Annotated in this window: 15 protein-coding genes; 14 read left to right on the forward strand and 1 reads right to left on the reverse strand. The window is 43.4% G+C overall.

Annotation, left to right across the window (positions count from 1 at the left end; all coding sequences use genetic code 11):
- The first annotated feature begins 10 nt into the window (after positions 1 to 10).
- From AB4Y93_RS04380 to AB4Y93_RS04415, 8 genes are all read left to right on the forward strand, one after another.
- Complete coding sequence (locus AB4Y93_RS04380; protein ID WP_441889368.1) at positions 11 to 910, forward strand: carbohydrate ABC transporter permease; 900 nt, start codon at positions 11 to 13, stop codon at positions 908 to 910.
- 36 nt (positions 911 to 946) lie between these two features.
- Positions 947 to 2,599 (forward strand): ABC transporter substrate-binding protein, encoded by a 1,653-nt coding sequence (locus AB4Y93_RS04385; RefSeq protein ID WP_441889370.1) that lies wholly within the window; start codon positions 947 to 949, stop codon positions 2,597 to 2,599.
- A 75-nt stretch (positions 2,600 to 2,674) separates the two neighbouring features.
- Positions 2,675 to 3,709 carry a glycoside hydrolase family 88/105 protein gene (locus AB4Y93_RS04390; RefSeq protein ID WP_441889372.1) on the forward strand — a complete coding sequence of 345 codons (1,035 nt, stop codon included), beginning with the start codon at positions 2,675 to 2,677 and terminating at the stop codon, positions 3,707 to 3,709.
- Positions 3,710 to 4,056: 347 nt separating this feature from the next.
- Positions 4,057 to 4,728 (forward strand): winged helix DNA-binding protein, encoded by a 672-nt coding sequence (locus AB4Y93_RS04395; protein ID WP_441889374.1) that lies wholly within the window; start codon positions 4,057 to 4,059, stop codon positions 4,726 to 4,728.
- A 46-nt stretch (positions 4,729 to 4,774) separates the two neighbouring features.
- Positions 4,775 to 5,788, forward strand: a complete 1,014-nt coding sequence (locus AB4Y93_RS04400; RefSeq protein WP_441889376.1) for an NADP-dependent oxidoreductase — start codon at positions 4,775 to 4,777, stop codon at positions 5,786 to 5,788.
- Between the two features lie 217 nt (positions 5,789 to 6,005).
- Positions 6,006 to 7,124 carry a DUF4432 family protein gene (locus tag AB4Y93_RS04405; protein WP_441889378.1) on the forward strand — a complete coding sequence of 373 codons (1,119 nt, stop codon included), beginning with the start codon at positions 6,006 to 6,008 and terminating at the stop codon, positions 7,122 to 7,124.
- Between the two features lie 71 nt (positions 7,125 to 7,195).
- On the forward strand, positions 7,196 to 8,251 hold the full coding sequence (locus tag AB4Y93_RS04410) for a LacI family DNA-binding transcriptional regulator (RefSeq protein ID WP_441889380.1): 1,056 nt from the start codon (positions 7,196 to 7,198) through the stop codon (positions 8,249 to 8,251).
- Between the two features lie 263 nt (positions 8,252 to 8,514).
- Positions 8,515 to 10,950 carry a hypothetical protein gene (locus tag AB4Y93_RS04415; protein ID WP_441889382.1) on the forward strand — a complete coding sequence of 812 codons (2,436 nt, stop codon included), beginning with the start codon at positions 8,515 to 8,517 and terminating at the stop codon, positions 10,948 to 10,950.
- A 71-nt stretch (positions 10,951 to 11,021) separates the two neighbouring features.
- Here AB4Y93_RS04415 and AB4Y93_RS04420 read toward each other — a convergent pair whose 3' ends face one another.
- The gene (locus AB4Y93_RS04420) at positions 11,022 to 11,945 is read right to left on the reverse strand and encodes a helix-turn-helix domain-containing protein (protein WP_441889384.1); all 924 of its coding nucleotides are present in this window, start codon (positions 11,943 to 11,945) and stop codon (positions 11,022 to 11,024) included.
- Positions 11,946 to 12,369: 424 nt separating this feature from the next.
- On the opposite strand from AB4Y93_RS04420, the gene AB4Y93_RS04425 reads away from it, so the two are divergent.
- The 6 genes from AB4Y93_RS04425 to AB4Y93_RS04450 all read left to right on the forward strand — a co-directional run bounded on the left by AB4Y93_RS04425 (position 12,370) and on the right by AB4Y93_RS04450 (position 24,960).
- On the forward strand, positions 12,370 to 19,017 hold the full coding sequence (locus AB4Y93_RS04425; RefSeq protein WP_441889386.1) for a DUF5695 domain-containing protein: 6,648 nt from the start codon (positions 12,370 to 12,372) through the stop codon (positions 19,015 to 19,017).
- 75 nt (positions 19,018 to 19,092) lie between these two features.
- Positions 19,093 to 20,100 carry an S-layer homology domain-containing protein gene (locus AB4Y93_RS04430; protein ID WP_441889388.1) on the forward strand — a complete coding sequence of 336 codons (1,008 nt, stop codon included), beginning with the start codon at positions 19,093 to 19,095 and terminating at the stop codon, positions 20,098 to 20,100.
- 449 nt (positions 20,101 to 20,549) lie between these two features.
- Positions 20,550 to 21,968 (forward strand): ABC transporter substrate-binding protein, encoded by a 1,419-nt coding sequence (locus AB4Y93_RS04435; protein WP_441889390.1) that lies wholly within the window; start codon positions 20,550 to 20,552, stop codon positions 21,966 to 21,968.
- A 75-nt stretch (positions 21,969 to 22,043) separates the two neighbouring features.
- Complete coding sequence (locus AB4Y93_RS04440; protein ID WP_441889392.1) at positions 22,044 to 22,967, forward strand: carbohydrate ABC transporter permease; 924 nt, start codon at positions 22,044 to 22,046, stop codon at positions 22,965 to 22,967.
- Positions 22,964 to 23,836: a carbohydrate ABC transporter permease gene (locus AB4Y93_RS04445; protein ID WP_167279787.1), complete on the forward strand. Its 873-nt coding sequence runs from the start codon at positions 22,964 to 22,966 to the stop codon at positions 23,834 to 23,836. Before AB4Y93_RS04440 ends, AB4Y93_RS04445 begins: the two co-directional genes overlap by 4 nt.
- Before the next feature lie 278 nt (positions 23,837 to 24,114).
- Positions 24,115 to 24,960: an AraC family transcriptional regulator gene (locus tag AB4Y93_RS04450; RefSeq protein WP_441889395.1), complete on the forward strand. Its 846-nt coding sequence runs from the start codon at positions 24,115 to 24,117 to the stop codon at positions 24,958 to 24,960.
- The last annotated feature ends 165 nt before the right edge of the window (positions 24,961 to 25,125 follow it).

Here is a 25,125-nt window from a genome sequence, read left to right on the forward strand (position 1 = left end):
GGTGAGAGTCATGAAAACATCTAGCAGCACACTTGCGGTTCATCGCAAAAGGCGTTTTGACATTTGGGATGTGCTGATCCACCTCTCTCTGATCATCGCCTCGCTGGCCTGCTTATTGCCGTTCCTGCATGTGGTATCGAAGTCATTAAGTGAGGACGCATTTGTTATTGCGAACAAAGTATTCATCTGGCCTGAAGGGTTCACCCTTGGTGCTTATAAGAAAATTTTCGCAGATCATAGTATTCTTCGCTCCCTGTACGTGTCGGTCCTCGTTACGGTGTTATTTACCGTGCTTGGGATGATCCTCACCATATGTGCAGCTTATCCTTTATCCCGTAAGCAGCTCAAGGGACGTACATTTTTGACCTTTATCTTTATGTTCACTCTGTACTTCAGCGGGGGCATCATTCCCGAGTATATGCTGATTAACAACTTAGGTCTGCTGGATACGATCTGGTCCATTATTTTGCCGCCGGCGTTTAGCGCATTTAACCTGCTTATTATGAAGACGGCGCTTACCAGCAGTATACCGGATAGTCTCGAGGAGTCGGCACGGATTGATGGTGCTGGACATTTCCGGATTCTCATCAGTATCGTGATCCCGCTGTCCAAACCAATCATTGCAACGTTATCTCTCTTTTATGCGGTTGGACGCTGGAATACGTATCAGGATGCGTTGTTCTATATCAAGCAGAATGTGGATCTGAGACCTCTGCAGCTCAAACTGTATTACCTGGTCATTCAGGCGAGCGAAAGCTTCCAGCTGGAATCGACACAAGTATCGCTTAGTAATCCCGAAGTGCTGAAAGCATCATGCGTTGTATTTGCAACACTTCCGATTATTTGTGTGTATCCGTTTATCCAGAAGTATTTTGTCCAGGGCGTTATGCTTGGAGCTGTTAAGGAATAACCTCGCATTGAAAATAATGAATTGGGGGAACAAGCAATGAGCAAAAAAGGCTTTGCATCCACTTTAATCTCGTTATTTGTAGTAGCTGGTCTAATGGCGGGCTGCACGGGTAACAACAATGGGAATAGCTCTGAACCTTCTCCATCTGCAAGTAATGCTGCTAGTAATGCACCAAGCGATACGGCAGAAAGCAAATACCCGGATTACTCCAAAGGCTTCCCTGAAAAAGTAACGCTTCAAATTCCGGTCTATGAACGCGCATTCGAAGGCTGGAACGTAACAGATAATTACTATACTCGCTGGATTCAGAAGGAATTTGGTGACAAAAACAACATCGAAGTGAAATTCGTACCGATTACTAGAAGCAGTGAAGTAACAGACTACGAGCAGCTTCTGGCATCGCACAAAGCTCCGGATATTATTTTCCATTATGACATGCCTCAAGCACTTGCCTACTATGGTGAAGATGTTATGCAGGAGCTGGATTATGATGAAATCGCGAACTACGCTCCTACGTACTGGAACAACATGGGTGAAACCATTAAACAGTATGGTGCGGTAGACGGCAAAAATGTATTCTTCTTTGCAGCTCGTCCAGCAGTGGATAACTTCGTAACCCTGATTCGTAAAGACTGGGTTGAAAAGGTTGGCATGAAAGTGGAGGATCTGACCTCCCTTGAGAAATATAATGAAATGCTAGAGAAATGGAAAGCTACTGGACTTGGTGTAAGCGGCGGATCCCTTTTGCAAAATAACTACACCTACAACTATGCTTTCCGTGATTGGCCGGTTGATCCGAAATACCGCGCTCTCTACTCCGATCTTGGTGTAGCAGATCTGACGACCAAAGATACAGAAGGCTACCTGCGTAACCTTAACCATCAGTACAATGCCGGCTTGGTAGACAAGGAATTCTATCTGCGTAATGATGACGGCAAGATTAAAGCGGAATTCGTAGCAGGTAAAACAGGCACATACGGCTTTTACCTTGCTAGCAATACAGATGTTCTTACAGCTACGCTGAAAAACAATCCGGATGCACAGTTCGCAGTTCTCCCAGGAACGGCTGGAGTGCCGGATGGCAAAAAACCGCAAGGACGCGCTTACTGGCCATTTGGCTTTATTATGGGTATCAACTACGAATCTTCTGCTGAGGAACGTGCTGCTGTATGGATGTACCTCGAATGGATGAGCAAGCCGGAGAATCTGTTCTACCTGCAAAACGGTGTAGAAGGCCAGAATTATACACTTGATGGATCCGGCCTAGCTGTTAAGAATGCAGACTTCAAAGGGGAATCCGTTCTGTCGCAAAACAATAACAAAGACTACTGGGCTCTTGTAACTGAAGCTGCTCAATATGCAGATCCGGCGGTAACACGTAAAGCCTACCTGCAGAACTGGTCGCCTCCTGGCTACGAGAATCTGGCCGAAGAAGTGTTAACTAACTATGACAAATACGCAGAATTCCGTACACCAGATGCGTTGTTCAGCGTTGTTCTCGAGAAAGTAAATGAGTACAAAGCCGATTTGAACTCTCTCTTCCAAGAGCTGTATGTGAAGGTTGTTCTGGCTCCTGAAGATCAGTTCGATAAAGTGTATGAAGATGCGAAGAAAACATATCTGGATGCCGGATACCAAGAAATTTTGGATGAAAAACAAAAAGCGATTGACGCGGGCCAATTCAAGTAATTTCTAACGATCAGCTGTCAGAGCCCCTGCTTCCGGCGGGGGCTCTGGGCTTTGGATAATGGAGGATTGGATACGATGAAAATTGACGCGACAGCAATAGATTTGAAGCAGATCACTGGACAAGTGGTGGATTATACATTTGGGATGGATTTGACTTGGGATTGGCCGGGTGGAGTAGCCTTTTACGGGGTCAGTCGGGCATTCGAAGTAACAGGGGAAACGGCTTATCTGGAGCGAATGGCTGCTTGGGTCGATGAATATATAGAAGCTGGCTTACCTGGCTGGACAGTTAATACCTGTGCTATGGGGCATATGCTGATCACCCTATATGAACAAACGCAGGACCAGAAGTATCTGGATATTATTATGAGCAAGATAGACTATCTTGAAAATAAAGCCCTTCGATTCGGAGACCGGGTGCTTCAGCATACGGTTTCTGCCCAAAATGATTTTCCAGAGCAGTGCTGGGCGGATACCTTGTTTATGGCTGCGTATTTCATGCTTCGTGTAGGCGTGATGCTGGATAAGAAGCATCTTATTGAGGACGCTCTGCATCAATTTTACTGGCATATTAATTACTTGCAGGATGAGGATACCGGTTTGTGGTACCACGGCTATACCCATATTCATAAGGATCATATGTCCGGCATGTACTGGGCACGAGCGAATGCTTGGGCTGCTTATACGATGTCGCAAGCGGCAAGGGGAGTGCCGGAAGGTTATCTGTATCCTCCGATGATGCATATTTGGAGTTCTTTGCGAGACCAGCTTGCTGCAATTAAGAAGCTGCAGAAAGAGGATGGGCTATGGGGGACAGTTCTCGTTTACCCGGAAGCTTATGGTGAGGTATCCGCTACTGCAGGTATTGCTGCTGCTATGGTGATGCAGAACAATCCACTGCATGGCAAGTACGTACAGAAGGCATTGGATGGCGTATTGAATAATATTACGGGCAGTGGACGGGTTCTGAATGTGTCAGGCGGAACAGCTGTAATGAAGGACATCGACGGTTATCTGAGTATCAACAGGAAGTGGGCGCAAGGATGGGGGCAGGGGCTTACACTCGCTCTGCTTGCGGCAGTAATCCAGAATGAGAAGAGATCATCATAAGGCTGTGTAAGAATTTAATAAACGGGTTAATGGCAAACGGAGCAATTCGAATGATTCTGGAGAAGCGTCAGCGTTCGCTTTTGCTCGGGGATTCCAACCTTACTTCATTGATTCAAAGGAATCCCCGAGTAATGGCGATCGGAAGAACATTCGAATGCGTAGTTTGCCGTTTAACCCAAATAAAAGGGGGCCTTCCTTTCGTCATTTTAATGACTTATGGGAGAGCCCTTTTTTTGTTCTAGAGCAGATATTTTGTTTTGAAGTAGTCAATAATGTTTCTGTAAATATTTATTTGGATTACGTACATTGGTATACTACAAGCAGATGATTAAAAAGGAGAGCGTTCTATGACCTATTCCTCCGAAACCGCAGGAACTGCTGCTGCACATACAGAGAAAGAAGTCCTGCTGAATGAAATGTTCATTCAGATAGGAGTCATACAAAAGAAGTTTCAGTCTGAAGGTGAGGACGATGAAAAACGCTGGATGATAGCCCAAACGAGCGATGCCAAAGTTATTGAAATTTTGAAAGAGGCTACCGTTATCATGTTACATGTGATAGAGGCGGTTGGTGAGATGCAGCCGGTAAACGGAATTACGATCTCGAAGCATTTTGGCATACCTAAGGGCAGCATATCAAAAATTACACGCAGGCTTGTTGAACAAGAGGTAATGCGCAGTGAATATTTGCCGGATAACAAGAAAGAGGTTTGGTTTTCGCTTACCCCGCTTGGCCAAAGCATATATGAAGTCCATAAGCAGCTGCATTCCCACATCGAGCGCAATGTACGGAAATTTCTCGGGAAGTATAATGAAGAGCAGTTGAAATTTCTTGTGCAATGTATGAAAGATACGTCGGAAGTTTCTTGGGTTGAAGATCCTGCTGATGAGACAGAGCAGCGTGAGGAATCATCCAAGGAGGCAACTGTTTTGAGTGATATGTTGATGCTGCTTCAGCAATTAGATGTCCGCAAGCTGAAGAAAGCGAAGGAGTTAATTCAAGTCGCTTTCTTTGATTAGAGGATATAACCATCACAGAAAACAAAGAAATGAGTGGATACAGTTGATGAACAAAATCATTACTTTACGTTCCCGTCCGCAAGGATGGCCAACAAATGAAACGTTTGAATTCAAGGAAGCACAAGTAGAAGCACCTGCGGAAGGGCAGATTGTGGTTCGTTCCTTATATTTCTCCGTCGATCCTTATATGCGGGGAAGAATGAATGGCTCCAAATCGTATATCCCGCCATATGAGCTTGGGGAAGCGATTGTTGGAGGTATCGTAGGGGAAGTTACGGAATCTCGTTCGGACGCTTATAAACCCAGCGATAAAGTTATGGGATATTTAGGTTGGAAGCTGTATAACGTGATTGATGCAGCGGCTGTTCGCCGGATTGATGAGAATTTGGCTCCGCTTTCCGCTTATTTAAGCGTCATCGGTATGACAGGTTTAACTGCCTATTTCGGGTTAATGGATATCGGCAAGCCTAAAGCTGGTGAGACGGTAGTTGTCTCCGGTGCAGCAGGAGCAGTTGGATCCATCGTTGGGCAAATTGCCAAAATTCAAGGAGCACGGGTTGTTGGTATTGCTGGGTCTGATGAGAAGGTTAAGCTGCTGACTGACAAGTTTGGCTTTGATGCAGCTGTTAATTACAAGACAGCTGGTGACTTGAAAGCTGCAATTGCCGAGGCATGTCCTAATGGCGTTGATGTGTATTTCGATAATGTTGGCGGTGATGTGACAGATGCGGTCATGAGCCTGCTGAATGACTATGCAAGAATTCCACTTTGTGGAGCCATCTCTGCTTATAACATGGAGGAAGGTGCGGATCTACGTCCAAGTATATTGACGAAGCTTATTAAGACCCGTTCCATGATTAAAGGATTTGTACTTAACGATTATGCTGATCGTCTAGAAGAAGGCGCCAAACAGCTCGGTCAATGGTTGTCGGAAGGCAAGCTGAAATATGAGGAGACCATCATTGAAGGCTTCGACCGGATTCCAGAAGCATTCCTGGAGCTCTTCAAAGGTACAAATGTAGGGAAAATGCTTGTGAAGGTCGCGCCGGACGAGGGCTGATTGTAAAAATGAGCTCGTTTATTTCCGTAGAAGGTGATCGATAGAGTAGATGTACAATCATGGCCTCCGTTAATAAGAAGAGTCCTCTAGCCGATATGACTGGTGGGCTCTTCTCATTTTTACTTTTCAGTCATTGCATTCACCTGTTCTCTCATCATATAATTATCTAAACGTTTAGCTTTAGGATTCGATATGACAAAGAAGGAGAGACCATGAAATGATGATCAATAAATGGTTATTAGAAGAAAAACATAATCAGATCATTAACTTACCTCATAGCGGTTATATTCGTACACGTATGATGAAAGATAAGAATGGATCATTCATTACTATCATTGACATATCGAATGGCAAAATGCATTTCACAGTACTCCCTGAAAGAGGGTTGGACATTGGAGAGCTATACTTAGGGGCACAAAAGATGAGCTGGGATAGAAGCGAGGAATATCTATTCCATCCATCAAACGTGGATCTTAATGAATCGAATGGAACAGGCTGGATGAAAGGCTTTTATGGAGCGGTAGCTGCAATTGGTCCAGAATTATTCGGCACGCCTGGTGAAGGATTTACCTTGCACGGCTCGGGATCGTACTCTGTTACTGAACCAGAAAGTATTCAAGTTAATTGGGATGAGCAATCCGTAAGGATTGAAGGAAAGGTCCCGGTAATAAACCGGCACGGAGAGCTGTTATTTGAAAAACGAATTCAAATGAGTACGGTATGGGGGAGTTCGTTAATTTTACGGGAAGAATCGGTAATCAATAAAAGCCGCTATATGCAGGTTCTAGATGATGGATATCATATACAATTGTCGGGTTCTTATATTCATCAAGGAGGCCGATATGTTCTGCCAGCTAGTCAGCATGAATTATTAATAAGGGATTCAGCGCCGCTTGAGGAGGATCCATTTCATATTCCTTCAAATAAAGAGGCTTACCCTATGAGATGTTATCAGTATGTCCCAAGGCCGGTAGATGGTTTATATGAATTCGATAAAGTTATCCCCTATCTGAGTAAGATGAATTTAAGCAGAGGATTAACCGGTGAAATGATTATAAATACGGAAAATACTCATGCAGGATATGTCATTAGGCCTCTATTCGATTTCCCTAGATCACTTATAGCTAAACAGATCGACGATAGCTTTATGTTTGCTATAGAACCATGCAGGACCCGGCCGAACCGGATGTCACAGAAAATAACGGATGGAGAGGCCTTGTATTTGCTAAAAGGAGAGGAGTTATCCTCTTGCTGCCTAATTGGTTTATCAGATTCTGAAATGGAGATCCGGAATTTGGAGAACATGATCCTAACTGCAGTTACTACTATAAAGTGAATGGCTTGTATGTAGGCTTTGTAAATGATATAACAATAGAATGTGAAACGTTTAAACAAAGGGTGAAGATCATGGAAAAAATCGGGATTAAAGAGATTGCATTGCGGGCAAATGTATCCACGGCAACCGTTTCCTATGTATTGAATGGCACCCGTAATGTAAGGCCTAAGACGAAAGAGCGGGTCTTAAAAGTAATCGAAGAACTTAATTACAGGCCAAATGATATCGCAAAAAGTCTAAAGAGTAAAAGAACAAATACCATTGGAGTTATTGCAGAAGACGTAACGGTCTTTAATGTACCTGAAATTATTGATGGAATTAATGAATATGCAGAAAAGAACGACATGCATATTTTATTAACCAATCTCCGTTTACAGAAAAAGGTGGGTTATGATTATGCGAACACCGAGCATTATCAAAAGCTTGCGCAAGATGCAGTATCAACCCTCTTATCCAAACAAGTAGAGGGAATCATTTATATTGGTGTACATCCACGGGATTTAACGGGTTTGATCAATACGTATGAAAAGCCCATTGTATATACCTATTGTTATGCACAGAATGAGTGTTCTATCCAATATAATGATGAGCAGGCTTCTTATGATGCAATTAAGTATCTAGTGGACAAAGGTCATTCACGTATTGCGATCATAAGTGGTTTAATGGATTCGATCCCATCCAGGCTGCGTTTTAACGGTTATTATAAAGCATTGACAGAATTTCAGTTACCTTTTGATCCACAGTTTATTAAAGTAGGCGACTGGGGTTTAGATTCAGGTTATCATCTGGCAGGTGAGCTTTTGAAGTTACAGGACCCGCCGACGGCTATTCTTATTATGAATGATTTGATGGCTGCTGGTGCGGTGCGAGCCGCATCTGAACTAGGGATTGTTGTTCCAAGGGATCTCTCCATTATAGGATTTGATAACCGAGAGTTCAGCGCTTATCTAAGTCCCAGAATAACAACAATGGATTTACCGTTACATGATATGGGGATATTAGCAATGAAGGCTCTCTATAATAGGATTAACGGAAAAGATGACAAGATGGAGGAAACTCCTCTATGTAAACTAATTGAGCGGGAATCCGTGGCTGGGCCTAGGCCTAGAGGGTTACCTATTAAATAATAGTTCGGTAAGAGACTGTATCATTCTAACAAAGCGGTCTCTTTTTTATTGCACAAAAGGTAAATCGATTAACTTAATTTCAGAACGGATTAGCTATGAAATTTTCTGTATATGTCTACTATATCTATTGAGTGAAGGAGGTGAAAATGCACGTTTATCAATGTATTTGGTCATTGGCATAAAATGCTTGCTGGGACTTATTGTGGTGTGCTACTATTAAATTAACATTTAAACGTTTAGATTATGACACTGGGAGTGAGAACTTGAAGCTGCTTCGTAATGATACTTTTGAAATACAGATATCTCCACAAGGTAATGTAGAGTCTATATTTCTGACAGATGATTCAGAAAAGATGAACTGGGTAATTGATGCACAATATGTAAAGGATGCTGGCTACTCCAGTCAGGATAAGCGTTTCGGACAGTGGAGTGCTATCGTTGACGATGAAGGAATTGAAAGCGTTAACTTGAAACCACATATTCATTTTATGGATGATAAATCGGCTATTGTTACTTTCTCGCATGATAAATTTAAAGTTGAATATGAATATCTGCTAAATAATAATGGAGAATTGCTATGGAACATTCGTTGTTCAAATCCGACCTATGACTCTGTAAAAGTGAATGGATTTCATAGCTGGTTTTCTCTTGCCTATATCATGTTCCGAGATGAAGATGTCTTGAGAAATATGAAGCATTCTTGTGCAGTGTTTCCTCATTTAGGCGGGGATTTCTCCAAGTTTGCAGCTATGCGTAGAAGCAATGAGGCTCCGCATCTTGCGATCTATAGCACAGGCGATCGTGTTACCGCTTTTGGAACGTATTGCAGTTATGTCAATCGTTTTTTAGAACAGGTATCACCATCATTGGATGGAATGCTCTATCACCGGTTGTCGTTTGTTGAGGATGGAAGCTCTATGGAGCAGTCTGCAGAACATGATTGGATCTATGGGGGGGATTACTCATCACTTACACTTGAACCTTCAGAAGAAAGAAAGTGGTCATTTGTATTTACACCATTTAAAGACCAAGAGGAATTTTATACAAAGGCACAGAAGTATGGACATCCACATTGGACTTATTCGCACGTAACGACTACAGAGGGAACGTTTTTTGCTGAAGTGAATTTGCCGGAGGAGGAAACTTTAATTTCGGTAAAAATTGTAAGTGTAGTGGACGAAGCAGGTACCCTTAAGGAAACCGACATTACAAATGAATTTAAGCTTGTTTCTAAAGAAAAATCTAAACGTTTACGTGTTGCTATACCACTAAAGTCAGCGGGAGAGATTAAGTTAGAGGCTACACTCGCTAATGGGAAATGTGATGTATTAATTGGAAATGTACTTGAACCTATTCATAACTTACTGGAGAAAAGAGCAGATTGGTTATGTAACCATAGTTTTAATCCTACTCAAGAATCAACTCGCCCGTATGCCTTTATGCCCTTATCAAACCAAGGGGAATCCCTTGGTAAATTATCATTCATTTTGATGAAAAATCTTTTATCTCCTCCTGTATCGACACAAGTTAATAAAGTGGAAGCTTCCGCATTCCTAGATTTAAAACATCATTGGTTTGAGGATGGAGATTTTATGCTTCCCAGACCACTTTACGGCATGGGTTCCTTCTACCGCATTTATGATTTCGATTATATTGGTCATGTGTATTATTTATTGTCTAGATTTGAACAGTCATTATTGTCTTATGCAACACCAGAAACTTATTTAACTTGGGCTGCTCAAGTCATGTGTATGAGGCTGGATCCAGATTGTCATCGTAATAAACGTGAAAAAGAAGAATCCCAGCTGGTTGGTGTATTTATTCTTTATATTGCTGATTTGCTGGAGGATCTGAAAAAAAATGAGTTAGACTATTGGCACGATAAGCTGCACAAGTTATGGTTACAATTTGTAGAAGGACTAAAACAAGGTTCACAAGGCTTTCAGGGAGCCGTGACTGAGCATTTTTATGATAATGCGGGGTTTGGACCTACGTGTGAAGCGCTATGTCTAGCTAAGCTCACGGATGAAGCTGAATTATATGCCCCATTGATTATTGCGAATATTGGATTTAGTAATGACTATAGAGCTAATGCCCCGGACCGTTGGTGGGAAGCTTTATCTTTTATGACGCATTCGTTATGGGGAGGCTTAGTAGCGGGTGCCGCTCGTTCCTCTTATGAAACGCTAGGAGATACGAGATTACTGAAGGCTGGTTATCGAGCAACAATGGCTGTGTTTAATTGTTATGATTGGAATGTTTATTCGACAATTCGTAAACTAAAGCCTGGTGAGGCAGCTTCTACGTATAGCATTGCAGCTCCTAATTTAAATATGCCGGAGCTTTCCAGAAATCGCTTCGGGCAATCTATTTTCAAAAAATCGAGTGACCCGCTATTCAGCAGTCTTTTTTCTAATATTGAAGGCGACGACTGGGATATGGGGGAAGAGCTTGTTGCTTATATGCTTGGGTTTGGTTCGACAACATACCTGTATACAGATAGTCAAGGGGAACTAAACTGCGTAAATGGTTTTATTGAGCAGGCAGAGAAGGGCTGGGAGATTACTAGTTATGCCGCATATCCAACTAGATATGTGATGTTGGAAAAAGGACTCACATTCGTTTCAAAAGCAGGAGAAACAGTTAAGCGTATATTATTTATCGATGGTCAATTTAAAAGTACAGAGATTAAAATTTAACAGCTTTTATTCTAGAAATAAATAAAAACGGAAACTGGGGTGTGATTACCAGCTTCCGTTTTTGTTTTTTTCTAAGATATTTCAGGCTTCCGAAATTCTTTTTTTCGAAAATTTGCTGGTGCAGTTCCTTGTTTATTGGTGAAGACGGAAGAGAAATAGGCAGGATTGCTAAAACCGACTTCATCAGCAATACGCGCAATGGACCAGTCCGTTTGAATGAGCAGCTTTTTTGCTTGCTCTATTCGATATTGCAGTAAGTAATCAATGGGAGTTAAACCATACACCTTTAACATGCATTTGGCTAAATAGTTAGGATGGTAATTAAATTCGGCCTTTAGTACGGGGTTCGTGATCTTGGAGGTATAATTCTGACGAATAAACAATTCGATTTTTTCGGCAAGATGGATGGCCGTTGAATTTGTTGCTATCCCTGAATCAAAATTAATATTTTGCATAAAGTTCTGGAAAGCCGTTTGTTTCCGCCAATTACGGAGTGAACGTGGATCATTATCTAAGGAATAAAACTCATTGAGATCATTCATTGATTTGCTGGACAGCTTTAATTTTTTTGGAATAAAGATAGAGCTTAATTCACAGTGATGGAGATAGGCTTTCTGTTTATGTTTTTCAAATAGCGTCATTTGGTTCTCCAGGCATTCATTTATACCTTTCATTTCATCCCAGGCACCAAACGTTTGAAAATGAATCCAGGTAATTTCTGTCTCCTCTTCACAGGGAGTAGTGCTATAGTGATACGCATCGGGCCTTAAAATAATCGCTTCATCTTTATGTATGATCCACTCATTCTTATTTTCACCAATGAACAGCTTTCCCTTGGTGACTATAATGATATCGAATACATTAATAGAATAACGACATACATGTCGTTCACCCGGCATGAAAGTATGTTTCCCACTGTCAATAAAATAAGGAATAGGCGGAGTTACAAAGTGCATGATTAGCTCGGACATAGGATATCCCTCACTTTGATCCATAATGATGACGCCTTCATTTATATAATAAGTAGTTGTTGGCACTAATTTCAAGATAATTGTATGTGAAATATCACAAGGAGGCTAAGAAATTTAAACGATTTACTAAAGTGAGGTCTTATATTGTGAAATTTTGTTATAGTGAAGCCAATCACAAACTTTTGTATTAAAATAGCACACTTCTCTAAAATTTTCAAACCCTTAGGGGAAAGTTGAAATTCCATAAATATAGGTTGGAATATTAGTTTTTCAATATAAATCATGGGTGATACAATTAAGTAAGCGCTTTCCGTTGAGGAGATTAGAGGAAGGAGTAGGGATTTATGGGATGAGATGCGGAAAGTCATTGCCATAAAACTTATAATCTAAACGTTTAATTGGAGGCAATCACCAGGATAAGACTACGAAAAGTAAACAGGAGGTTAAGATGAAAACGACGACTAAAAAGTTGATGTCACTGGCTACTGCATTTGTGTTATTTTTCGAAGTGCTGCCCTTGGGGGTTAACGCGGTGCCTTCGGCAGCCGCAGCAACGAATAGTATTTCCAATGCTAGTCTTTCTGCCAAGGTCGGTGATTTAGGGCAGATTGAAGAATTATTTATCCAAAACAACCCAACAAACAAAAGCGGCAAACCTATCAATTTTGTTTTGCCCAACAATACGTCGCCACAAAACGACGTCCAGCACCAATGGATGGGTGAAATGATTTTTTCTTACCGTACCGGTGACAGCGAGCAATTCCCTAACGACAGGACTGGCTTTGTAGAAGTGGATACAAATAAAACATTGGCAGCTGGCGGATCAACCAAGTATACGACCATCAATCCTACTAACCAATACTTTACGAAGCAGGCTTCAGCAGACGGCAAGAAAGTAGAAGTCGACTTTATCGGACAGAATCTAGATTCCACAGCTGCTCGGGTGATGAAAGGTTTTGACGTGAAGTCTGTATTTGATATGGATACCAATGATGGTTCGATGCTATGGGAAATCACGTTAAAAAACAAAAGCAGCAAGTACATGGAATTTGGTGATATCGGCTTGCCGATGCCTTGGAATAATAAATATCAATCAGTATCAGATACCTATGACAACCGGGTTACGGTACATAATTTTGCCGGCGCCGATAGTGGATATTCCTATGCGATCCGAACAAGCGGTGAAGGGAATTTCATGATGTTTGCCCCAGTACCGGAAAGTGGCGCACGCATTGAATATGTTGATTATTGGTTGGGTGACACGGGTGAACTTCGCAATGGAAGTCTTTACTCCAACTGGGTTGGTGACAGCGGTGGCTGGTTCCCGGGGCTGAATGTTCTATATATTCACTCCAAAGATATACAGAAAACCGGCCGTGGCTATTTTACTGATGCCACCAGCTTGGTTTTGGCGCCGGATGAGCAAAAAACATATAAGTTTAAATTTTCAGCGGTACGCGCAGGCAACAACGATCCGCAAGAAAATGCTCAAAGTCCAAATAATGCTTCTACTTCTATGGAAGAACGTGAGGCTAACCTTCGCTCCAATTTGTACAAATCAGGCATGATTGATGCTGTAGCGCTGCCCGGCTTCCAGGCTGCGATCAATATGCCTGTCAAGCTGGATCTGCATTACGACGACAGCCTCATCGACGTACAGTCAGTAGATATTCAGTCTGTTGACGAGAATGATCCGTTTGATGCCGCGCATATCCCGACTATCAAGGCAGGCCAGACCAGAAGCGCCATGGTCAACAATACCCGCGCCGGACGCGGACTGCCTGACGGGAATCCGGGATATTCAGAATCCGTACAGTTTGTGGAAACCAAGGTTGTTAACGGTGAACAGCATCATATCTATTCGCTTAAGTTTGGCAATATAGGCAATAACAGCGTACGTGTGAATTATAAGCTGAAGTCCGGTACGGAACAAACGGATAAGTTTACTCAGTTTGAATTTAATATTCTTGCAGAGCTTGATCAAACCTCGCAAGCTCACTCCGAATTTATGGTAGATAAAACGCAGGATAAGGACCCGAATAGTCCTACCTACGGCATCTACCGTGACTGGTATCTTACAACCGGCCTTGACACGACGACCAGCCATTGGGGAGATGACTGGAGCCACGATAACATCAACTTCATGACCATGAAGAATGTTCTTGATCCAAATCCTGATGAAATTCGATCCATTGAAAACTACTTGATCGACTTTATGTGGGAAAAGTATATGAAAGATACGCAGAACAGCTTTACGGTTGCGAATTACCTGAAAGATTCAGGGGTTTATACGAATTCAGAAAAACCTTATGTACGGACGTTTTCCGAGATGATGGAATCTACTGGCTATTTCAACATGTATCGGATCCAAAAGGCATATCCGAATTTGGTAGAGTATCGTGAAACGCCGCAATACTATCTGGAAAAGGCTTACGGCATCTACTATAACCGTGTCTCCAGCGGAGCAACCGGATTCTATGGTGAGCAGCAGATACCAGATATGATCGAGGCACTTAAAGAAGAGGGAATGCTGACGGAATATGAGAATCTGAAGAAGAAGTTCGCTCAAACCAAAGGACGGAACGTGACAAACGCCTCTTATCCTTACGGGTCAGAATTTGAATATGACAATACTGGCGAAGAAGGGGCTTATTCTGCAGCCAAAGCGCTGCGCACCTACTACCCTGAAGACGCGCGGGCTGCCGCAGCGTTGAAAAGTATGGGAATGGATGACTTGAAGACTCGTGCAATGCGAGGCATTCAGCCTGCCTGGTACTATTATTCCGTACCGGTATTCCGCGCCGGCGAAGGCTGGTGGAACTTCCAATATACCGCTTCTTTGGCAGGATCCATTATGGACGACTGGCTCCGCTATGAGGATGATGGAAGATCTGGGGAACAGACTGCTGTCGCACAACAGCGTAACTACGCAGCGAAAATTTCAAATTTCAATGCCGTCAATATGGGACAGATTTCGGCACAGTCCGTAGGCGGCATCGCTTGGAGATATAACGCCCAGAAGGGTGGAACGGGTACCAAAAACGTAAATGATGGCGGTACGCGCGTTATGAACAACGGTTGGCAGGACTTTTCCGGCGAATCAGAAGAAGGACTCTATGGCTCATTGCTGCGTATCAGTTCTGATATTGTCACCGATCCGGTATTTGGTCTTTTCGGGTATGGTGCTTTGGTCACTGACGTAGGCGGCACTTACCATATCACACCAAAGGACGGTTTTGGCAAACGTATCAACCTTATTGATGAAAAAATATTCCTAGTCTCGGAAAGTGACAAAATTGAAAGTGCAGAGATACAAAGAGACGGCAAGGCCTTTCATTTGCAGCTCTCGAATCTTGCTAAAAGCGAGCACGCTTCAAAGATTGATTTCGATGGGGCAGGTTTAGAGAACGGTTATTATACAATGAAGCTTGATAATCAAGATGCTGGACAGTTCTATGTACAGAACAATAAAGGTACGGCAATGTTCGAAATGAACAGTGCGCAAACGGCTGTATTGACCATTGAAAAAGCAGATACGGGTGAAAATCAAGCGCCGAAGGTTACTGCAGAGTTGACGACGCAAAACCCACAGGCGATGATTCCATTTGTGATGAACGGAAGTGTAACCGATGACGGCGCACCAAATGGAACGTTGACCTACCAATGGGAAGTTGTCAGCACTCCGGAAGGCGGCAAGCTGAGCTTTACCAATCCTAAGTCAACAGTCACACGAGCAAATGGTACCAAAGAAGGCTCTTATACGGTCAGACTCACCGCTGCTGACGGGCAAGAGAGCACTTCAAACGAACTGACCTTCTCGCTAGCTGCTCCACCTGAAAAACAGCCTCCAGTCATTGGTGAAGTGACTGCGGTCCAGGATGCTTCGAATAGCAGTATTCTCGTATTATCCGGCAAGGCGACTCCTGATCCGGTGTACAGCGCGGTATCTGATCCCGTATGGACGTATGGGTGGACGGTGAAGCAAAAACCGGATGGATCAGCGGATGTTACTTTTGTTAGCGGCGACAAAGCAAATGCATATGCCCGCATAAGTAAGGCAGGCACCTATGTGCTTACCTTTACAGCAGCTGATGAAGGCAAGACGTCCAGCAAGGATGTAACGATTAATATCTCGAAAGACGCCGATGGCGCCTACAAGGCACTCAGCGTTGTGACGCAAATAAACACGGCTCCAACACTTCCTGCACAGATGGATATTCTGTTGGATGACGGATATAAGACAAGCGTGATCAATTGGAATGAGATTGACCCAGCCAGCTACGCGAAAGCAGGTGAATTCGTAGTCGAGGGTAATATCGTAGACAGCGAATTGAAGGTACGTGCCACGGTATATGTCGTGAAAGCACCAGCACAGAACAACGCTCTATCGGCGAAACCTTCAGCCAGTTTCTCTGGTGGTGATGGATATCCTGAGGCGATGAATAACGGTAACGAACCAAAAAGCTCATCGGATTTCTCGGCATCCAAAGGTGCTGCTAACAGTGCATGGCACAACTGGGGAAGAGAAGGAGAACCAGCATGGGTCATGTATCAGTGGGATGAGCCATTCCTTGCCTCTTCGATGGATGTATATGTCTTCCGTGACGGTGGCGGGAATTTCCAACCTACGGATATGAAGCTTCAGCTTCGTGATGCAGATGGAAATTGGTACACGCCAAGAGGAGTAACAGGACTTGGGAATGCTTTGAATAAATACAACACGACTACTTTTGAGCCTGCCTATATTACCGGCGCTAGGCTTGACATGAAACCTGTCACCGTTGGGATCGGTATTTTGGAATGGAAGGTAAATGGATATACGGGAGGGACAGACAAGTCGAAGCTGGTTCAGGTTATTAACTTTGCAAATTCATTAAAAGCTGCGAACTTCGTCGATCAAGGTCTTGCACCGATTGCTGATGCGAAGGCTGGCGCTTCCGCTGTGATGAGTAATAAGGAAGCTACAGAAGAGGACGTTGCTCAAGCCATTGAAAAGCTGCTGGCAGATCTGCGGCTCTTGAGTCCGCGCGATAAGAATATGGCGTATGCAGCCAGCCTCTCCGCCAGCTTCACTTCGTCTTGGGAAAGTCTTCCTGCAGCAAATGACGGGTTAAAAACTTCAACTAGCAACCCACATTGGGGTTCGTGGGGCAATACAAGCTCTGAAGAATGGGTGCAATATGATTGGCCTCAGGGTGCAACAATCGAAGGCTCAAATTTGATGCTGTGGACGGATAATGGCGGCATAGAAGCACCTACAAAGTTAACCTATTCCTACATCCCAATGAATAGCCAAACGAATGATTGGGTAACGGCAGGGACCATTACCACAGGCATTACAGCGCTTACTACTCCAGTAGGTTCCTCAAATCTATATGGATTTGATCCGGCTCTGGAGGTTAAATCTCTGCGTGTCACGATGACAAAGAAAGCCCGGAATGGAAATGGCGTTGGCTTATGGGAATGGGAAGTTTCCCAAGCGGTGACTAATCAGAATCAGCCGGCACCTACAACGCCAGCTGGAGTTATGCCGACCATATTCAACGGAAATGACGGTAAGCTGATTGGCGTGACATCGGCAATGGAGTACAAGAAGGAAGGTGCGGAACAGTATACGGCAATTACGGGAGCGGAGGTTACAGGCCTCAGTGCCGGCACGTATTTTGTCCGGTATATGCAAACTGGTTCTCTAAATGCCAGCCCTGATAAGGAAGTTGTGATTCCGGAAGGGGAGATAAGGGATGCCGTGGCCACCATTAGCGGTCCTTCATCACCAGTGGTTGTGGGTCAATCGATTAACCTTCCGGTTGGCGTTGCCGGATTGACTCATGACTTTAATATGATAAGCGTGGAGTTGAAGTATGATCCGGCTATGATTACGTTTGCTACTTCACTAAATGATGGTGTGAACGTCTTGGATGAAGGCTCCATTACTTCCTCGCGGGATGGACTCCAAGTTCTTGAGACAGCTGTGAAACCAGAGACAGGAGACATCTTGATTATTATGGGAATTACCGGAACCTTCTTATCAGGTGACGGCGAATTATTTGTTCTTCACGGCAATGCCAAGGCGGATGCAACTGCCGGAACCACAAATGTTGCCGTAACCAAGCAGGAAATGGTCGGAGACGAGAGCCATTATACGTTACTCGACACCTCTCTGGCTGCGGTAGACATACAAGTTGTGCAGGCGGATAAGACGACATTGATTGCTTCGATTGCAGCAGCACAAGAACTCCTTGATGCAGCAGTTGAAGGAAACCAAGAGGGTCAATATCCAATCGGTTCAAAAGCAATCTTACAAGCTGCAATTAATAGTGCATCAGTAGTGGTGCAAAATGGAGCAGCAACACAAACTGACGTTGTAAATGCGTTTGAAGCGTTGGATCATGCAGTAACCGTCTTTAGCGGTTCGATTATCCTTATCAATAAAGCGGCATTGAATACAGCCATTACAGATACTGAGCAAGCATTAAGCTCTGCAGTAGAAGGATCAGCGCCGGGCCAATATCCAACGGGTACGAAGGCGGCACTTCAAGCTGCGATTGATGCTGCAATTATTGTTCGTGATCGTACTACGGTAACGCAATCCGATGTGGACTTGGCTGTGTCTACATTAACGACAGCACTGAGCACATTCCGAGCCAGCGTGAATCCAACGACTACGCCTTCCGTTGACTTGGGAGCCTTAAATCAAGCGATTGCTGCTGCTCAAGCTAAACTTACGAAAGCAACAGCTGGTGACAAAATTGGTCAATATCCAGCAGCTGCAATCACGAATCTTCAAGCAGCCATTGTAGCAGCGAACAACGTGAAGAGCAGCAATGGGACCTCACAGTCGATGGTTGATGCAGCGGTAGTAACATTAAATGAAGCTATATCATCATTCGCTTCGAAGATTGTTACTCTTGTGCCTGGAGCGACATCCATTACGATTCAGGATCTATCGATCATCGCTAAATATTACGGTGTTAAGAAAGATCAACCTGGTTGGGATATCGTAGAGAAGGCAGATTTGTTCGATAATCATGAGATTACGATTCTTGAATTGGCAGCAGTAGCACGTATGATCGTAGGGAATTGGTTACAGCAATAAACAATCGGTAACGTGGACTTAAGAGGGAAGGCGCTTTAAGCGCCTTCCTCCATCGTTTATGAAGGGATGATACGCATGTTGAAACGAAAGTTAGTTATGCTGTTATCGATCGTCATCCTGGTTATTGGAGTTTCGCAGGGGACTGCTATGGCTAAAGAGGCAAATGCCACGTTCGACTTAAAGGTTAGTTATTCGGGTAAAGATGTAAAGCTGGCTATTCTGGGACATGGACTGACGGATATGTACGCTTATGATTTTGAGTTATCCTATGATGAGAAAATTCTTGCATTCAGCAAAGCGGAAACGGTGATTAAAGGGTTCTCCGTAGACCCTATCCTCAGCTCAAATACGCTCCGGATTGCTCATACGAAGATGGGAGAGATTGCTGGTGAGAAAGGGGACGTGGAGCTGTCCACGATAACCTTTAAACGTATTGGATTTGGGACAACCTCTATTAAGCTTAGCAATATAAAGCTTGTTGATTCGAAGCTGGACATGGTTGAATTAGAGCCTAAAGTAACGGCAACGGTTATTGATGATCCCAATTTGCTGACTTTCAAAGATGTTAAGGGACATTGGGCAGAAGCTTCGATCTATGAAGCTGTTAGTCTGGGCTTCGTGACCGGCTATTCGGATGCAACCTTTAAGCCTAATCTGGAAGTAACCAGGGCAGAATTTGCAACGATGATCGTTCGGGCTTTGAAGCTCCAGACAAGTGACGGTAAAGGTCTGACCTTTAAAGATAGTAAAGAGATTCCTGTATGGGCGAGAGCTTATGTGCAAACAGCGGTTGAAGCAAAGCTGATTACCGGCTATGCGGATAATACATTTGGGGCAAGCAAATGGATTACTCGCTCAGAAATGTCAGCCATCATTGTACGTGCACTTGCTAAAGAAACAAGCTCCACTATTAAGTTAAAGTTCGCTGATCTGGATAAGATACCGGCATGGGCTATCCCTTCTGTGAAGACAGCAGTTGAGCTCGGTATTATGAAAGGAAATAAACATAATCAATTTGCTCCAAATGCACCTGCAACCCGTGCAGAGGCAATTACGGTCATTCTCAGAATGCTCAAAGCGTAAAATAAAGAACACATTACTGCAGCGGCAACTCGTCTGCAGAATGTGTTCTTTGCTCTGTTATTCCATAGGGAAGAGTATATAGAAAGGATGTCGGATTTAATTAGTAGATTTTGTTTAAATGGTTGAAAAGTTATAAAAATTGGAATAAGATATCCTTAATAGCTTGCTTAGTCCAGACGAGATTGGAATTTTGCTAAACGTTTAACTTTTACCCAAAAACAAGCGGAGTGGTTAAGTGAAACTGATACAATTGTTTTGTAAGCCTTTTCAATGGTTGAAATATGAAAAGAACAGGTTGAAATAATCGGTTTCGTTCTATCATTAAAAATGGCACAATATGAGTGGGTTCGATGTTAAACGTTTAACTCTAAAGCGTAGAGATTTTGAGCGTTTGAGTCAAACGGTTAGACATATAAATTAAAGCGAATTTTGAAGGGAGATCGGGGTCAATGAAAACGGGAAGGAAACTTGGGGTAGGTCTTGTATCGGCTGCATTGGTAATGAGTGTCGTTGGTTGCGGAAACAATGGAAACAGCGGAAATAACGAGACAAATACTGCATCACCCGGAACAGATGCTACCAAAGCACCTGCAACGTCGTCTTCCAAAGCTGAAAAGGTTAAAATTATCTACTCGATGTGGGGAAGTGCGGAAGAGGGGAATACCACACAATCGGTGGCAGACAAATTTAATGCCTCCCAAGACAGAATTCAAGTGGAAGTGCAAGCGATTCCATGGGAAAGCTACATGACAAAATTGAATACGCTTGCAACAGCAGATCAACTACCCGATACAGGCATGTTAAAAGAGGATGGCGTTATCCAATGGTCCTCTCAAGGCATGCTTAACGATGTAAGCTCTATGTATGAAGGAAGTGACAGCAAGCCGCTGGATAGCTTGGCTTACAAATATGAAGGCAAGACCGTAGCATACGCTGCTGCAAATGAAATCCTCCTACTCTACTATAACAAAGACATGTTTGACAAAGCGAACGTTCCTTATCCACCATCCGCACTCGATAAAGCATGGACATGGGACGAATTCGTAGAGACGGCCAAGAAATTGACGAACGATAAAAAAGGAAAACATCCTGGTGAGGATGGCTTCGATTCCCAAAGCATCGTTCAGTACGGTGCATCTGTAGAAAATCTCCCGTGGCAGTTGGAAACTTGGACGCTTAGTAACGGCGGAGGTTTTTATGCCAATGACGGTACAGAGGTTCGGGTTGGGGAAGACGCCAGCATCGAAGCCATTCAGAAAGTTGCTGATCTGTACTTAAAAGATCATGTTGCTCCTTTGTCCGTCGGACAGACCGATGATGGCATTCAACGTACCATTATTGCAGGTACAGTCGCTATGGCAACGAATGGTGCATGGAACGTGGGAACTAGCTTAAATACGGCGAAGGAAGCTGGTCTAAACTACGGCGTAGCTGTACTGCCTTACATGAAGGATAAAGTTACTCTAAATACAGGCGGCGCCAATGTTGTATTCTCTCAATCCAAGCATCCAGCAGAAGCAATGGAATGGCTGAAATGGTACAATTCTGAAGAAAATAACTGGGCACTCATCTCATCGGGTATTTGGATGCCAACGCTGGAGAAGTGGTATACAGACGAAACACTAACCCACAAATGGCTCGAAAATCCTAACTTCCCACCGTACGAAGAATATAAGTCTGCCGTAGTTGATTATGCACAATCTTCCGCAGCAAGACCTGCTTCCTGGTTCTATACGAATAATACAACGGAATTTAACACCTTGCTAGGATCCGTTCTGGGGGATGTATGGACGGGTAAAACGACCGCTAAGGACGCCATCTCCAAAAATCTTGATGCTTTGAAGGCCGCTCATACAGGCAATCAATAATAAAGATTGGAAGGATGACCGCCATGCACAACACAAGCGGCGGTCATCCTTTAAACATGAGGTGGGGAGCGAGAAATGGAAACTATTAATAAACCGCAAAAGCGCCGTTCCCGTATTTTTTCAGCCGAGGCACGCGTAGCTTATATTTGTTTGATTCCAGCCTTCCTAGGATTAATCTTTCTGACGTATTTGCCTCTTGTAGGAGTGCTAGGCATTAGCTTGACCAATTGGACTGGCTTGAAAAACCCCGAATTCATCGGTTTTAATAATTATGTCAAGCTATTTACCACGGATCCTTATATTAAAGATTCCATTATCGCGACGATTTATTTTGCGATTTTATCGGTAATCGGCAGCATGATCTATTCGCTGTTTATTGCACTGCTGCTGAATCGTAAAATTCCCGCAAGAGGTTTTTTCAGAGCGGTATTCTACGTGCCGTATGTTTTGCCTGCTGCAGCGATCTACGTAGGATGGTCTTGGCTTTATGAGGGGAATTTTGGCTTCTTCAACTATCTTCTCTCCGAACTCGGGCTGAAAAAAATTCTCTTTATCGCCGATTCCAGCTATGTCGTTCCTTCACTCTCATTAATATCAGTTTGGCTGGCAGGTAACTTGATCGTTATCTTTTTGGCTGGACTTCAAAACGTTCCCGTAGTTTACCATGAAGCAGCTGAAATGGATGGAGCGAACGGCTGGCAACGCTTCCGTCATATCACATTACCGTGCATGACACCGATTATCTTCTACAATCTATTGATGAGTCTGATCGCAAACCTTCAAGTCGTTACACCAGCACTTTCTTTGACGAATGGCGGTCCAGGTAATTCATCCCGATTCATGACTTATCTCATGTATGATCAGGCATTTGTCAATTACAAATTAGGCTATGCCTGCGCAACTACTTTCATTATTTTCGCTATTCTTGCGGCCTTTACTGCCATATTGTTTAAGACGTCGGGCAAATGGATTTATAGTGAAGGAGGGGACGACAAATGAGTGTAGCAGCATACGGGGGCAGACTAAAAAGCAAAAAACGCAGGGACCGAATGATGAACATTTTAACGATTGTCGTCGTCCTTGTATTTACCATTTTAGCGCTCTTTCCAATCTGGTGGATTTTCCGCACGTCTCTCATGACGAATGCCGAGATCTATAAATATCCCCCTTCTCTATTACCGCAAAATTGGTTGTTTTCCAACTATGAGAAGACACTAGAGATATTTAAGTTCTGGAAATACCTGTGGAATACGATGGTGATTATCGTTCCCTCCTGTCTGGCAGGAACCTTTACGGCTACATTGTGTGGATATGCTTTTGCAAGGTTGAGATTTCGGGGGAAAACGGTGATCTGGGCACTATGTGTGGGATCCATGCTTCTGCCTGCTATGGTAACGCTCATTCCGCTTTACATCGGTTGGACGCGTGGACTAGGAATTCATGACAGCTACTGGCCATTGATTCTGCCTTATTTTTGTGGCGGCGGCGCTTTTAATATCTTTTTGATCCGTCAATTCATTATGTCCATTCCAAGAGAACTCGATCAAGCGGCAACGATCGACGGTGCCGGGTACTTCCGCATTTTGTTCAGCATTATTATGCCGGCTATCCGGCCTGCTATGATTGTCGTCGCGTTGTTTATCTTCATAGGGTTATGGAACGATTTGCTTCAACAGATGATTTACATTAACTCGAGTGATAAATATACGATTGCACTTGGACTAACCAACTTTAGAGGCCAATTAAAAAGTGATTGGTCGCTTACCATGGCCGCCACATGCTTATCTTTTGCTCCAGGTGTTATCTTCTACTTAATAGGTCAAAAGTATTTCGTAGAGGGAATCACTCTAACCGGATTAAAAAGTTAGTTCCGTTCAATGAATCAATAGTGGCTAAATGGCGTACTTGAAGGTGCTGAAGGAAGTAGAGAACGTTCTTTCGTAAAAATCAGTTTAACAATGGGCTATTCTATGGTCATTTTTAAATGACATATGGGATAGTCCTTTATTTTTGTCTATACTTCTAATTAATGAAGTACTTTCTTTTTTTTCGAAATTGCGTAATGGTATAAGTGTAGATAGCAATGATGATTGACTAAATTGTACGCTGAGAAGACTTCATGAAGGAACCTAAAGGGGGATGGAAGATGGGACCGTGCAATGAAAGTTTTATTAAAAGCATTGACCGTTTTAAGCCGCATACCTTTCATGCCATTGACGGAGACGGGATTTTTATTTCGCATTCACATGATTATGATGAGTTAACGCTCATATTGGAAGGGGAAGGGTATTACAGCTCTCCTGAACAAAATATGAAAGTAACGGCGGGCAGCCTTATTTTAATTCCGCCTGGTCTTCATCACGGTTTTGTTTGTACCGTGCCTTGGCGAGGGGTTTCGATTCATTTTTTTCAAAATGAGCTTCCGGTTCAATGCCAGTATCTCTTTCATTCCGGTTATGAGTCTAACCGCATTCATAGTATTAAACTTAGTGAAGAAGACACACGTTGGGCGGAGATGAGTATTCTACAGCTGGAGAATGAGTGGAAATCCGATCATGTGAGCATTGATTCCCAGAATATTATGCGGATTGCTTTCGAGACGGCACTGGTCTTATTCCAGCGGTATAAGACAAACACGGCGCAGTCAACTGGGAACAAGACGGATCAGACGATCATGCAAGAGGTATTAAAGGAGATTCACTCCAGGTTCTACAGCAGCTTAACGGTGCATGAGCTTGCATCAAGATATTTTCTGTCAGAAAGCAATCTGCGGAAAAAGTTTACAGAAGCAATCGGCATTTCTCCCAAGCAATATATCATTAATCTTCGCGTGCAGGAAGCAAAGCGGCTGCTGCAGCAGACCGATAAGGCGATTGAATCGATCTCAACCGAGGTAGGGTTCACTTCCTCCAGCCGCTTCTATGAATTTTTTATCAAATCAGTAGGTGTTACGCCACTTGAATGGCGTAAAAACACATCAAATAGAGCTTAACGATTAAGCCGTCTCTTCTGAGATGGCTTTTTTCGACCGACGAAATCGATTTGGCTATTCCTTTTTTTGAATAAAAAGTAAAGCGCTTTCGTAATTGTTGGTAAAGGGTAATCTCCTAGATAATAGAAAATGTAAGATGAAATGAGGGAGCAAGAAAAAGGAGAG

The sequence above is a fragment of the Paenibacillus sp. YAF4_2 genome (assembly GCF_052113225.1).
GTDB lineage: Bacteria > Bacillota > Bacilli > Paenibacillales > Paenibacillaceae > Pristimantibacillus.

Coding starts and splice junctions, on each gene's coding strand:
- AB4Y93_RS04380 (WP_441889368.1), top strand. CDS start 11: ATGAAAACATCTAGCAGCACACTTGCGGTTCATCGCAAAAGGCGTTTT.
- AB4Y93_RS04385 (WP_441889370.1), top strand. CDS start 947: ATGAGCAAAAAAGGCTTTGCATCCACTTTAATCTCGTTATTTGTAGTA.
- AB4Y93_RS04390 (WP_441889372.1), top strand. CDS start 2,675: ATGAAAATTGACGCGACAGCAATAGATTTGAAGCAGATCACTGGACAA.
- AB4Y93_RS04395 (WP_441889374.1), top strand. CDS start 4,057: ATGACCTATTCCTCCGAAACCGCAGGAACTGCTGCTGCACATACAGAG.
- AB4Y93_RS04400 (WP_441889376.1), top strand. CDS start 4,775: ATGAACAAAATCATTACTTTACGTTCCCGTCCGCAAGGATGGCCAACA.
- AB4Y93_RS04405 (WP_441889378.1), top strand. CDS start 6,006: ATGATGATCAATAAATGGTTATTAGAAGAAAAACATAATCAGATCATT.
- AB4Y93_RS04410 (WP_441889380.1), top strand. CDS start 7,196: ATGGAAAAAATCGGGATTAAAGAGATTGCATTGCGGGCAAATGTATCC.
- AB4Y93_RS04420 (WP_441889384.1), bottom strand. CDS start 11,945: ATGGATCAAAGTGAGGGATATCCTATGTCCGAGCTAATCATGCACTTT.
- AB4Y93_RS04425 (WP_441889386.1), top strand. CDS start 12,370: ATGAAAACGACGACTAAAAAGTTGATGTCACTGGCTACTGCATTTGTG.
- AB4Y93_RS04430 (WP_441889388.1), top strand. CDS start 19,093: ATGTTGAAACGAAAGTTAGTTATGCTGTTATCGATCGTCATCCTGGTT.
- AB4Y93_RS04435 (WP_441889390.1), top strand. CDS start 20,550: ATGAAAACGGGAAGGAAACTTGGGGTAGGTCTTGTATCGGCTGCATTG.
- AB4Y93_RS04440 (WP_441889392.1), top strand. CDS start 22,044: ATGGAAACTATTAATAAACCGCAAAAGCGCCGTTCCCGTATTTTTTCA.
- AB4Y93_RS04445 (WP_167279787.1), top strand. CDS start 22,964: ATGAGTGTAGCAGCATACGGGGGCAGACTAAAAAGCAAAAAACGCAGG.
- AB4Y93_RS04450 (WP_441889395.1), top strand. CDS start 24,115: ATGGGACCGTGCAATGAAAGTTTTATTAAAAGCATTGACCGTTTTAAG.